Origin of the sequence: Streptomyces sp. (assembly GCF_036524955.1) — a bacterium.
Lineage (GTDB): Bacteria > Actinomycetota > Actinomycetes > Streptomycetales > Streptomycetaceae > Actinacidiphila.
This window is the reverse complement of the sequence record NZ_DATDBG010000096.1, coordinates 1-11,143: the sequence shown is the minus strand read 5'-3', so window position 1 is coordinate 11,143 and position 11,143 is coordinate 1. Positions and strand designations below refer to the sequence as shown.

Sequence of the window (11,143 nt, the reverse complement as noted above, 5' to 3'; positions counted from 1 at the left end):
CCCACGCCGTGCCATTCGGGCATCCCGCTCACTCACCCCGCGGACCGCCCCGTACCTCGGCCGGCCACCGCGCGAGCCCGTGCCACAGCCCACGCCGTGCCATTCGGGCATCCCGCTCACTCACCCCGCGGACCGCCCCGTACCTCGGCCGGCCACCGCGCGAGCTCGTGCGTCAGCCCTCTGGTACCAGCCGGGTGATCCGGCCCCGGGCCACCAACTCCAGCACCAGCGCCACCGAGACCGCCTGGACGGCCATCAGTGCGATGAGCACGAAGAGCTGAACTGCCCCCGCCTGTACCGGACTCGCGCCGCCGAGCAGCATGCCGACGAAGGCGCCGGGCAGTGTGACCAATCCCACGGTCCTGGTCTGGTCGAGGCCGGGGACGAGCGCGCCGGACGCGGCGGGCCGGGCGATCTCCAGCCGTGCGTCGCGGTCGGTGAAGCCGAGCGCCATCGCGGCCTCCACCTCGCCGGCCCGCCCGGACAGCTCCTCCAGCGCGCGCCGCCCGCCGAGGACGGTGGCGGTCAGCCCGCCCCCGATCAGGATGCCCGCGACCGGGACCAGCGCGATGCCGTCCAGCGGGACCAGACCGGTCAGCACGAGCAGCGCCAGCACCGGCAGCGCCCCCGCGCCGACCGGTACGGCCGCCCACCGCCAGGTGCCGTTGCGGGTGATCCGCCGCCCGGCCGTCCACGACGCGACCGCGTACATCAGCGCCACGAAGCCCAGCAGCGCCGCCTGGTGTCCGACCACCCACCCGATGAGGGTGGCCACCACTGCGAGCTGCACGGCCGCCCTGACGCCGGCCGTGGCGATGCCGCGGGCGTAGTTCTCGTGTTGGTCCGCGAGCCGCGCGTACGCCGCGATGCCGCCCGCCGCGACCAGCAGCACGACGAGCACGACACCGAGCGTGCGGTCGACGGGCAGCAGGGAAGAGGCGACGGCGGTCACGGCGCCACTGTAGGCGCGCGGGCGCGAAGGAGGGCTGAACCGTTTCCGCGGAAGTATTCCGGCCGTAATAACGCCGTGATTGTCTACTACGTCACGCACTTTCGGCGGAACCGCCGGGCCCCACAGGCGTACGCTGTACGGCTGACGGTGGTTGAAGATCGACCACCGTCAACGCGGTACGCACCAGCACGCACTTCGGGGCTTCGCAACGGACTCGCGGGACCAACGCACGACACGAGCACCACTGGCGGAGGACGAGGAGGCGCGGTGCCGCAGGGCTTGGGCTCGCTGTTCGACTGGCCGTGGATCTACGCGCTCGTTGCCCTCTCCGTGCTCCTCGACGTCTTCCTGCCCGTGCTGCCCAGCGGCGTGCTGGTGATCAGCGCCGCCACCGCCGGCTCCTCCGGGGCCCGCGACGACCTGCTGGACGTCTTCGCCCTGCTGCTCTGCGCGGCCGCCTCCTCCTGCCTCGGCGACCTGCTCGCGTACCAGCTGGCCCTCCGGGGCGGCGACTGGTTCGAGAACCGGATGGCGGGCTCGCGGCGGCTGGCGTCCGCGCACGAGCGGCTGGGCCAGGTGCTGAGCGGTGGCGGGGGCGCGCTGGTGGTGCTGGCGCGGTTCGCACCGGCCGGCCGCAGCGTGGTCAGCCTGGGCGCGGGCGCGGCCCGGCGGCAGGCCCGGGAGTTCCTGCCCTGGTCGGCGCTGGCCGGGGTGTGCTGGGCGACCTACAGCGTCGGCGTGGGCTGGATCGGCGCGAAGTGGCTCGGGGCGAGCTGGCTCGGCACGCTGATGTCGTTCGTGGCGCTGATGGGCGCGGGCGCGTTCGCGGCGTACGTGTTCCGGCGCGAGCGCCGTCTGGCGCTCGCGCAGGCGTACGCGGGGGTCCCGCTGGCGATCCCGGGGCAGGGCAACCCGCCGGACCGCGGGGCGGTCGTCGAGGTGCTGTAGGCGCCCACTGCGGGGTCTGGCGTAGGCGGCCCCCCGACTGCGGCGGAACCCGCAGGTCAGCGCCGATTACCGGGTTTCCGGAAAGTATTCTCACTCGTTCCGGCAATAGCCAGCACTCTGTGTCACCGAAACAATGAGGGCCGTATCACCCCCTGACGGGAAGGACAGCCCATGTCGGTTGATGCGGGCCAGGAAACCGCACAAGGCACTCCGCAGAACGGACCGGCGCACAACGGCCAGGCGCGCACGAGTCTCGACACGGCGGCCGCCAGGAATCTGGCGACCACCACCAAGTCCGCGCCGCAGATGCAGGGCATCTCGTCCCGCTGGCTGCTGCGCGTGCTGCCCTGGGTGCAGGTTCAGTCGGGCACGTACCGGGTCAACCGCCGGCTCAGTTACGCGGTCGGTGACGGGCGGGTGACCTTCGTCAAGACGGGGTCCGAGGTCCGGGTCGTCCCGCACGAACTGGGCGAGATCGCGGTACTGCGCACGTTCGACCACGACGGCTCGCTCACCGCGCTGGCGGACCGTTTCGTCCAGCGCGAGTACGCGCCGGGTGATGTCATCGCCCAGGCCGGCGACCCCGCGGACACCGTCTACCTGATCGCCCACGGCAAGATCGAGAAACTCGGCGAGGGGTCGTACGGGGAGGCGACCCGGCTCGGCGTCCTCGCCGACGGCGACCACTTCGGCGAGCAGGCGCTGCTCTCCACCGACGGCACCTGGGAGTTCACCGCGAAGGCCGCCGCCGCGACCACCGTGCTCGCCCTGCCCCGGGCCGAACTGGAGTCGCTGCTGGCCCGGTCCGCGGAGCTGCGCGACCATCTGGAGGCGGTGCGCTCACTACCCAAGCAGCGGACCAACAAGCGCGGCGAGGCCGACGTCCTGCTGGCCTCCGGCCACCGGGGCGAGCCGTCGCTGCCCGGCACGTACGTCGACTACGACGTCCAGCCGCGGGAGTACGAACTCAGCGTCGCCCAGACCGTGCTGCGCGTCCACACCCGCGTCGCCGACCTCTACAACGAGCCGATGAACCAGACCGAGCAGCAACTCAAGCTCACCGTCGAGGCGTTGCGCGAGCGCCAGGAGCACGAGCTGATCAACAACCCGGAGTACGGGCTGCTCAACAACGCCGAGTACGAGCAGCGCATCCAGCCGCACGCCGGGCCGCCGCTCCCCGACGACCTCGACGAGCTGATCAGCCGCCGACGCGGCACCCGTTACATCCTGGCGCACCCGCGCGCCATCGCCGCGTTCGGCCGCGAGTGCACCCGCCGCGGCATCTACCCCGACCCGGTGGAGGTGCTCGGCTCCACCGTCCCGGCCTGGCGCGGTATTCCCATCCTGAGCTGCAACAAGATCCCGATCAGCCCGGCCCGCACCAGCTCGTTCATCGCGATGCGCACCGGCGAGGACAACCAGGGCGTCATCGGCCTCAACCAGACCGGCCTGCCCGACGAGTACGAGCCGGGTCTCAACGTCCGCTTCATGGGGATCGACGAGAAGGCCGTCATCAGCTACCTGGTCAGCACGTACTTCTCGGCGGCGGTCCTGGTGCCGGACGCGCTGGGCGTGCTGGAGAACGTGAACGTGGCCAACTGGGAGTAGGCGCCCCGCTCCTGACGTGAAATGAACGGTTTCCCTGCCCGACCTGCCGGGCAGGGAAACCGTTCATTTCACGCGCGTTTTCGCGTCCCGGAGGCGTCAGCAGACCCCGGCGTCAGCAGGCCCCGGCGTCAGGGACACACCGGCTCAGGAGGTGAGGACCAGGTCCCGGAAGACGTCGGCGGAGACCGCGAGACCGCTGCCGAAGGGCGCGTCCAGATCCCAGATCAGGAAGAGCAGGAAGGCGATCAGCGCGCTGAACAGGCCGGCCAGCAGCAGTTCCCGCGGCGAACGCCGGATCTGCAGGACGAAGATCAGCCCCACCGTCACCAGCGCGCCGACGACCAGGCCGAACCACACGATCCCGCCCATCGTCGACCCCGCGTTCTGCCCGCGCGCGGCCCGCGCCTGATCGACCGCGGCCACCTCGTCCACCACCGGCTGGTAGGCCTGCGCGGCCAGGTCCGTGGCGGGCTCCACCTGCGTCACATCGGCGCGTAGCCGGTCGAGCAACGCGGTGCCCTCCGGGGCGAGCGCGCCGTGGTCCCTCATGTACGTCCACTCCTCGTCGGCCACGAAGCGCGCGTACGCGTCCACGTCCGCGCGCACCCTGTCCCGTACGGCGGCCGGATACACCTGCACGCGCGCCTTCACCTCGTGCAGCGCCTGCGCCTCGGCCAGCGCGTCCGCCTGCGCAGCGCCCCGGCCCTCCCACACGCCCGCGATCGCCAGTCCCAGCACGATCGCGTAGATCACCCCGATCATCATCGTCATGTACTCGATGACGTCCGGCGTCTCGGACGGATCGTCGTCCTCCCCGATCGTGCGCTGTTTCAGTACGACAACGGTCACCACGACCGCGCACACCGCGCTCATGGCGATGAGCAGTGCGACCCACTGCGACATGACCGAACTCCCCCTTGGGTGTCTGGTGTTCCTGCGGTACGAACCGGCTGCTACCTGCTCCTGCGGTACGAGCCCGAGCCGGGCCGCAGCACGGCGACGGCGAGCAGCGCGGGCACGGAGGTGAGCAGCATCGTGATCGTCAGCGCCCTCCGATGCGGCTTCGGCACGGTCACGGGCGTCGGCTTCCGGTCGGGCCAGTGCACGGTCGCTGCCGCAACGGGCGGCGCGGGGCGCGGCGCGGGCTTCGACGGCTCGGGAGCGGGTGGTGACGGGGCCGGGGGCACGACCGCCTGCGGCGCGGGCCCGGGCTTGGGTTTCGGTTTCGGCTTGGGTGAAGGGGTCGTCGGTACGGGCTCAGGTGCGGGCTTCGGGCTGGGCGCCGGGGGCGGTACGGGTCTCGGTGTGGGCCGCGGGCTCGGCGTCGGCGTGGATGGCGGCGGGGTCGGGGTCGGGGTGGGCGCCGGGGTCGGGGGCGGTGTCGGGGGCGGTGTCGGCGGGCACCACTTCGGCCGGTGGTGATGCCAGGGCCGGTGCTCGCGCCCGGGCCGGCCCCGGTCCCGGTCCCAGGGCCGGCACCACTTCCAGTGCCCCCACGGCGGCTCCGCCGACCCGGACCACCCCCCGGCGCCGGGCCCCGGCGCCGGGCCCTGGCTCTCTCCGGGACGCCCCACGGGGGCGCGGGAGGCTGCGTGCCCCACGGGGGCGCGGGGGACCAGGTGCTCAGCCACGACGCGCGGCACGCCCGGCAGCGCGCCGGGACCCGCAGGGCTCAGCCCCGTGGTTCCCGGAATGCCGGCCGGTGGCGGCTGGTCGGACGGTTCCCCGCCGCCCTGACGGGGCGCACTGCCGCTGGGGGACGGCTCAGCGAGGTGGCCGTGCGTGCGGGCCTGCGTGTGCGCGGCAGGCGGCGCGCACGTGGTGGACGGGTGGGCCGGGCAAGGCACTCGGGGCGTGGCGGTGGCCGGGGCGGTCACGACCCAGGAGCTCGCTGCGGCTGTCAGGACGATCAGCGCTGCCCAGGGACGGGCGCGCTTCCCCCTTGAAGTGGTCACCCGTTCATCGTGGGGACGCGCCGGGGCCCGGAGCACGGTACGGCAGGGCATTCCCCCGGACGGGTGAACCGTAGGGCAAACACCCGGTTTTTCCGCGCGAGGAGTGGCCCGGTCGGCGGGCCCGGGGAACGCGACGGCCCGCCGCCGGGAGGCGACGGACCGGGGGTGGGCGTGGACGGTTTCGAACCGCCGACATCCGCCTTGTAAGGGCGGCGCTCTACCGCTGAGCTACACGCCCCGGAGACTGCGACGTCACAGATTACCTTGCCCCGGGGCCTGGTCGGCAACCATGTGGGGGGCGCGACCGGACGGTGTGTTCGCGGCGGCCGGGTGGGAGGATGGATCGGACGGTTCGCGGACCTAGCACGGGGAGAGAGTGTCTGTGACGACGGCACGTTCGTGGTGGCGGCGCGGCGACAATCTGCGTGCGGAGGCCCAGGCGGCGAAGGACGCGGCAGCGCAGGCCTTCTACGAGCTGGACACCGCTCAGCGCGAACTGGAGATCTCCGTCGAGACCATCTCCGCCGTGGACGACTCCTCCGAGGCGCGCCGCGCGCTGGCCGGTTTCCGGGCGCTGGGCGAGCGGATCGACCAGGTCAGCGCGGCGTACATCGCCACGATGGACGCGCACGACCTGGACCGGGACGAACTCGACCACTCCGCCGCGTCGCGCGCCCGCGGCGAACTGACCCGGGCGAAGGACGAGCTGGAGAAGGCGAAGGCCGATCTCGAACGCTTCTCGTCCGGTCTGGGACCGCTGCTGGGCAAGGCGGAGACGCAGCTCGCCCGGCTCGCGCCCGCCGTGGAGCGGGCCAAGCAGTCCCTGCGCGCGGCGAGCGACGCGCTGGACGGTGTACGGGCGGCGGGCCTCACGGCGGACGGCCTCGCGGCGCGCCTGGCCGCGCTCGGGCCCGACCTGACCAAGCTCAACGAGGGCGCGGGCCGGCACGGCGTACGGGAGACCGTGCAGCGGGCCGACGACGTACGGCGCGAGGCGGAGGCGGTCAGGTCCGAGGCCGAGCGGCTGCCGGAGCGGGCCCGCGAGATCGACAAGCGGCTGGTGTCGCTCCGTACCCGGGTGCAGGCGCTGAGCACCCGGGCCGAAGGCGTGGTCCCGGTGCTGAGCGAGCTGCGGCGGCGGTACGCGGCGGCCTGCTGGCAGGATCTCCAGCAGGTGCCCGAACAGGCGGCGGAGGCGGTGCGGCAGGCCGAGACCTCGCTCGCCGAGGCCCGCAGGGCGCGGGCCGAGCAGCGCTGGGCGGACGCCACGGCGCGGCTGTCCGCGGTCCGTTCGCTGATGGACGACGTGGACGGCGCGGTGGGCGCGGCCGGGGAGCGGCTGCGGCGGCTCAACGAGGTCCGCAGGGACCCGACGGCGGAGGTCGAGAAGACGCGGTTCGCGATCCGCGACGCGCAGCGCCTCGCGATGCAGGGCCGTACGACGCCGGAGCCGCGGCACGCGCGCCCGCTGGACCAGGCGGTGGCGCGCCTGGACCGCGCGGTGGCCGCGCTGGGCGGCCGGCACCCGGACTACTGGGCCTTCCTCACCGAGACGGCCGCGGTCCGCGAGACAGCGAACCGGGTGGTGGCCAACATCCGCGAGGACCGCGCGGCGGGCCGGTAACCACCGGCGGTCCGTGGGCCGGCCTCCGCCGGCCGGCGTGCGAACGGCTCCTGCTCAGCCGCAGCAGCCGCCTCCGCAGCAGCCCCCGCCGCCGCTCACGGGGGCGGGCGCGGACGCCGCGGAGCCGCCCACCGCGACCGTGGAGAGCAGCTTCACGGTGTCGTCGTGGCCCGAGGGGCAGCTCGCGGGGGCGCTGGACTGGGACATGGGGCGGCGCAGCTCGAAGGTGCTGCCGCACGTCTTGCAACGGTATTCGTAACGAGGCATGGGTTCAGATTAGCCGGGCTGGGGCGCCCTGCAGGGCTTGACGTTTACGGTAGGCGCTGCGGGGCACCTCCCGGCCGACGCCATGAGGTGCCCCGGAGCGGGCTTGCCGTACCGGGGCGTTCTCCCGGTTGCGCGGACTAGGGTGACCAGATGCTCGTGGATGACGTGGTCGCCCTGGTCCCCGCCGTTCCGGGCCGTCGGGCCCTGCTCGGACTCGCGGGCGCGCCCGCGGCCGGGAAGTCGACGCTGGCCCGGCGGCTGGTGACGGGGGTCAACGAACGGCTCGGCGCGGACGTGGCGGCGTATGTGCCGATGGACGGGTTCCATCTGGCGAACGCCCAGTTGGACCGGTTGGGGCTGCGCGACCGGAAGGGAGCCCCAGAGACGTTCGACGTGGAGGGGTACGTGCATCTGCTGCGGCGGCTGCGGGTGGAGCGGGACCGCCCGGTGTACGCGCCCGAGTTCGACCGGCTGCTGGAAGAGCCGGTGGCGGCCGGGCTCGTCGTCCTGCCCGAGGCGCGGCTGGTGGTGACCGAGGGCAACTACCTGGCGGACGACGGACCCGGCTGGGACCAGGTACGGGATCTGCTGGACGAGTTGTGGTACGTGGACACGCCCCAGCCGCTGCGCGAGCGGCGGCTGCTCAGCCGCCACGTGGACGGCGGCCGTACCGAGAGCGAGGCGCGGGCGTTCATCACCACCAGCGAACGGCCCAACGCCCGCCGGGTGGAGCGCGGCATGAGGCACAGCACCCGGATCGTCGTCACCGAGCGGGACACCTGACGGAGGGCGGGCGCCCCGAAGCGCGCGGCTGGGACACCTGACCAAAGACGGGCGCTCCGCAGGGGCGCGCGGAACCGCGCGACCGGCCACAACGCACCCGCACCCGGCAGCACACCCGTCTCGCCGAACCGGATTCCCCGCGTTCCCGGGGCTGCGGCCCGCTCGGGGCCGGTCGCGCGGAACCGCGCGTCCTTCGGGGCGAGGACGGAGCGAGGACGCTACGGCGCCGTCCCCTCCCCCGCGGAGCGGGCCAGCATGCGCCGCAGGATCTCCTCGCCCGCAGCGACGCCGACCGTGGCCAGCGCGGTGACGTGCGGGGCGGTCCAGCCGGTGTCGGCGAGTTCGCCGTGGCCGGGGGTCCAGCCGGTGTCCGCGGCGGCGAGGAGGTCCGCGTCGAGCAGGGAGTCGCCGGCCGCGAGGACCTGCTCGACGCCGGTACGGCGGACCACCTCGGCCAGCGCGGCGCTCTTGCTCAGCGGCTTCGGCACGGCGTAGATCTTGCGGCCCTGGAGCGAGACGGTCCATCCGCGCGGCTCGGCCCACGCGGCGAGCTCCTTGACCCAGCCGGCCGGCAGCCGCTCGCGCTCCACCACCAGGTACGCGAACAGGTCCTCGGCGACGCGCTCCTTGCGCAGCCACTCCGGGTCGGAGGTGGCCGCCAGGTGCGCTTGGATCTCCTCCAGGGGCGCGGAGCCGTCGGCCAGGCGGCGGCGCATCTCGGCGTTCCAGTCGTGGTCGGTGCGGCCGTCGACCAGCAGGTGGCCGCCGTTGGCGCAGATCGCGTAGCGCGGCTGGCGGCCGGGCAGGCTGATCCGCCGGTACTGCTTGCGGGTGCGGGTGGTGGTGGGCACGAACCGTACGGTGTCGCCGAGTTCGACCAGCAGGCGGCCGGCCGCCTCGGTCATGTACGACAGCGGTTTCGCCTCGTGCACCTCGACGCACAGCAGCCGGGGGGCGTGCTCGTCGGGCATCGCCAGCGCCAGGGCGCCGGTGGAGTAGATCAGCGTACGGTCCAGGTCGCTGGCGACCAGGGTCCGGCCGGCCGGCAGCGTCAGGCCCGCCCCGCTCGCCACGCTCGCCATACTCGCCACGCGGTTCACTTGGCCACCACCGCCTTGCCGTCGACGCCGGTCGCGCCCCGGGTGTAGCGGGGGTGGATCAGGCCGACGCAGGAGTACGGGAGGCCGTCGGTCTCCTCGACCGGTACGCCGCGCTGGGCGGCGAGCAGCCGTACGTGGTCCAGGTCAGCGCCCGCGCCGCGCTGGGCGAGGATCTTCCAGGGGACCCGGCGCAGCAGTACCCGGGTGGTCTCACCGACGCCGGGCTTGACCAGGTTCACGTCGTGGATGCCGTACTCCTCGCTGATCCGCTCGACCGCCGCCCAGCCCGCCCAGGTCGGTGCGCGGTCGGTGGAGCTGAGCACCTTGACGTCCTCGGCGACGCCGTCCGCGACCGCGTCGAAGGCCCGGCTGACGGTGTCCAGGAAGAGTCCGGAGACGTCGGCGCCGCGCAGGTCCCGGTAGAACTTCGCGCCGTGGAAGTCGTCGGGCCCGATCAGGTCGGCGCGCAGCACCGTGCGGGAGACCAGGCCGGAGACGGTGGAGTTGAGGCAGGCGGAGGGGATCAGGAAGTCGTCGCGGGTGCCGTAGGTGGAGACGCAGCCGCCGGGGTCGGCGAGGACCGCGATGTCCGGGTTGAAGCCGCCCAGGTCCTTGACGGCGTCGGCCAGTTCGCGGGTGATGGCGCCCTTGCCGGTCCAGCCGTCCACGAAGGCGGCGTCCGCCGGGTCGTGGTGGGCGGCGAGCCAGCGCAGCGCGTTGGCGTCGATGCCGCGCCCGCGGACGATCGAGACGGCGTAGTGCGGCAGGTCCAGGCCGTGCGCGTGGCGGGCCCAGCGGCGCATCAGCACGCCGACGGGCGTGCCGGCCCGGGCCAGTGACACCAGGACCGCGTCGGGTCCGCGTTCGGCCAGTACGAGTTCGGTGACGGCGCCGACCGCCCGCGCGATCCGCTCCGCGGAGGCGGCGAGCGCCGTGCGGAACAGCTCCTGGTACTCCGCGCTCGGCTGGTACTCCACGGGCAGCGACTCGGCGTAGTGCGCGCCCCCGCTCTGGATGGCCTCCTCCCGTTCCTCGGTGGGCGCCTCCAGCTCCACGCCGGAGAGGTCCTTGAGCAGCCAGCCCACGTCCTCGGCGGCGTACGAGGAGAACTCCGGCCCTCGCAGCGGCTCGGGCAGCGGGTGTGCGGTCGGCGGTGCGGTACGGCTCATGGTGCGGGGTTTCCCATTCGGTCGGTAGGACGGTACGACGGCGAGCAGCACCGTCTCCGTGTGCGCGGCGAGCCGCGCCAGCAGCCCGCTCGCGCCGTGCAGTTCCGGGGTGTCCCCCGCCGAGTCCACGACGCACACCACGGCGTCGAACCCGGCCCCGGCGATGTTGTACGCGTACCGCTCCCGCGAGCCCTCGTCCCCCGGCTCGTCGTGCGCGGCGAACACGATCCGGCTGCGGATCGCGTACCCGGGATCGTCCACGGCGAGGACGGGTGAGCGTGTGGTCGTGGAGTACAGGACGCTGACCGCGGGCTCCGGGGACGCGCTTGCGCCACCGGGCGCGACCTGCCGGGACGCGTCCCGGCCTCCCGACGCGAGCCGCGGGGCCGGGGCACGGTCGCCGGGCGCCCCGCCGCCGTGTTCCGGGGCCTTGGTACGGCCGGCGCCCCCGCTCGCCAGCGCGTCCTGGAAGGCCTGCGCCAAGCGCAGTGGCGCGTACATCAGCTCCTCGTTGCCGAGGACGAGGACGCGCCGGGCGCCGGGCGGCAGCGCGGCGGCCAGCCGCTGCCCCATCGCGGGCAGCGCGGCCTCCAGCGCCACCCGGTGCGCGGGCAGGAATCCGTGCCGCCCGCCGTCGGGCACACCGGCGGGCCACGCGAGCTCGACCCGCCGTACGTGCGGGCCGGTGGCGGCCGGCGCGGCATCGTCGTCGGCCCGGAGCGCGCCGGGTCCGGCGT

Annotated in this window: 11 protein-coding genes and 1 tRNA gene; 4 read left to right on the top strand and 8 right to left on the bottom strand. The window is 73.9% G+C overall.

The window, feature by feature from the left end:
* Positions 1-172 precede the first annotated feature (172 nt).
* The gene (locus tag VIW71_RS08820) at positions 173-952 is read right to left on the bottom strand and encodes an ABC transporter permease (RefSeq protein WP_331621484.1); all 780 of its coding nucleotides are present in this window, start codon (positions 950-952) and stop codon (positions 173-175) included.
* A gap of 267 nt (positions 953-1,219) precedes the next feature.
* Between VIW71_RS08820 and VIW71_RS08815 the strand changes: the two genes are divergently transcribed.
* On the top strand, positions 1,220-1,900 hold the full coding sequence (locus tag VIW71_RS08815; RefSeq protein WP_331621483.1) for a DedA family protein: 681 nt from the start codon (positions 1,220-1,222) through the stop codon (positions 1,898-1,900).
* Positions 1,901-2,071: 171 nt separating this feature from the next.
* The gene (locus VIW71_RS08810) at positions 2,072-3,508 is read left to right on the top strand and encodes a family 2B encapsulin nanocompartment shell protein (RefSeq protein ID WP_331621482.1); all 1,437 of its coding nucleotides are present in this window, start codon (positions 2,072-2,074) and stop codon (positions 3,506-3,508) included.
* A gap of 144 nt (positions 3,509-3,652) precedes the next feature.
* Here the strand turns inward: VIW71_RS08810 and VIW71_RS08805 are convergent, their stop codons facing one another.
* The 4 genes from VIW71_RS08805 to VIW71_RS08790 form a co-directional block, all read right to left on the bottom strand.
* Complete coding sequence (locus VIW71_RS08805; RefSeq protein WP_331621481.1) at positions 3,653-4,411, bottom strand: DUF4239 domain-containing protein; 759 nt, start codon at positions 4,409-4,411, stop codon at positions 3,653-3,655.
* 50 nt (positions 4,412-4,461) lie between these two features.
* Positions 4,462-4,584 carry a hypothetical protein gene (locus VIW71_RS08800; RefSeq protein WP_331621480.1) on the bottom strand — a complete coding sequence of 41 codons (123 nt, stop codon included), beginning with the start codon at positions 4,582-4,584 and terminating at the stop codon, positions 4,462-4,464.
* 181 nt (positions 4,585-4,765) lie between these two features.
* The gene (locus tag VIW71_RS08795; protein WP_331621479.1) at positions 4,766-5,005 is read right to left on the bottom strand and encodes a hypothetical protein; all 240 of its coding nucleotides are present in this window, start codon (positions 5,003-5,005) and stop codon (positions 4,766-4,768) included.
* A gap of 624 nt (positions 5,006-5,629) precedes the next feature.
* Positions 5,630-5,701 (bottom strand) — tRNA-Val (locus VIW71_RS08790).
* Positions 5,702-5,845: 144 nt separating this feature from the next.
* Between VIW71_RS08790 and VIW71_RS08785 the strand changes: the two genes are divergently transcribed.
* The gene (locus VIW71_RS08785; protein ID WP_331621478.1) at positions 5,846-7,087 is read left to right on the top strand and encodes a hypothetical protein; all 1,242 of its coding nucleotides are present in this window, start codon (positions 5,846-5,848) and stop codon (positions 7,085-7,087) included.
* Between the two features lie 54 nt (positions 7,088-7,141).
* Here the strand turns inward: VIW71_RS08785 and VIW71_RS08780 are convergent, their stop codons facing one another.
* Positions 7,142-7,354: an FmdB family zinc ribbon protein gene (locus VIW71_RS08780; protein WP_331621477.1), complete on the bottom strand. Its 213-nt coding sequence runs from the start codon at positions 7,352-7,354 to the stop codon at positions 7,142-7,144.
* Positions 7,355-7,504: 150 nt separating this feature from the next.
* On the opposite strand from VIW71_RS08780, the gene VIW71_RS08775 reads away from it, so the two are divergent.
* Complete coding sequence (locus VIW71_RS08775; RefSeq protein WP_331621476.1) at positions 7,505-8,137, top strand: nucleoside/nucleotide kinase family protein; 633 nt, start codon at positions 7,505-7,507, stop codon at positions 8,135-8,137.
* A gap of 218 nt (positions 8,138-8,355) precedes the next feature.
* Here the strand turns inward: VIW71_RS08775 and VIW71_RS08770 are convergent, their stop codons facing one another.
* Both VIW71_RS08770 and VIW71_RS08765 read right to left on the bottom strand, forming a co-directional pair.
* A complete protein-coding gene (locus tag VIW71_RS08770) occupies positions 8,356-9,210 on the bottom strand; it encodes an HAD family hydrolase (protein WP_331621475.1) in 855 nt (284 codons plus the stop codon).
* A gap of 23 nt (positions 9,211-9,233) precedes the next feature.
* The coding region (locus VIW71_RS08765) for a cysteine protease StiP domain-containing protein (RefSeq protein WP_331621474.1) at positions 9,234-11,143 on the bottom strand (1,910 nt) is incomplete at its 5' end.

Excerpts from the sequence above, each read along its gene's own strand:
- VIW71_RS08810 (WP_331621482.1), top strand. The coding sequence starts at position 2,072 with ATGTCGGTTGATGCGGGCCAGGAAACCGCACAAGGCACTCCGCAGAAC.
- VIW71_RS08805 (WP_331621481.1), bottom strand. The coding sequence starts at position 4,411 with ATGTCGCAGTGGGTCGCACTGCTCATCGCCATGAGCGCGGTGTGCGCG.
- VIW71_RS08780 (WP_331621477.1), bottom strand. The coding sequence starts at position 7,354 with ATGCCTCGTTACGAATACCGTTGCAAGACGTGCGGCAGCACCTTCGAG.
- VIW71_RS08775 (WP_331621476.1), top strand. The coding sequence starts at position 7,505 with ATGCTCGTGGATGACGTGGTCGCCCTGGTCCCCGCCGTTCCGGGCCGT.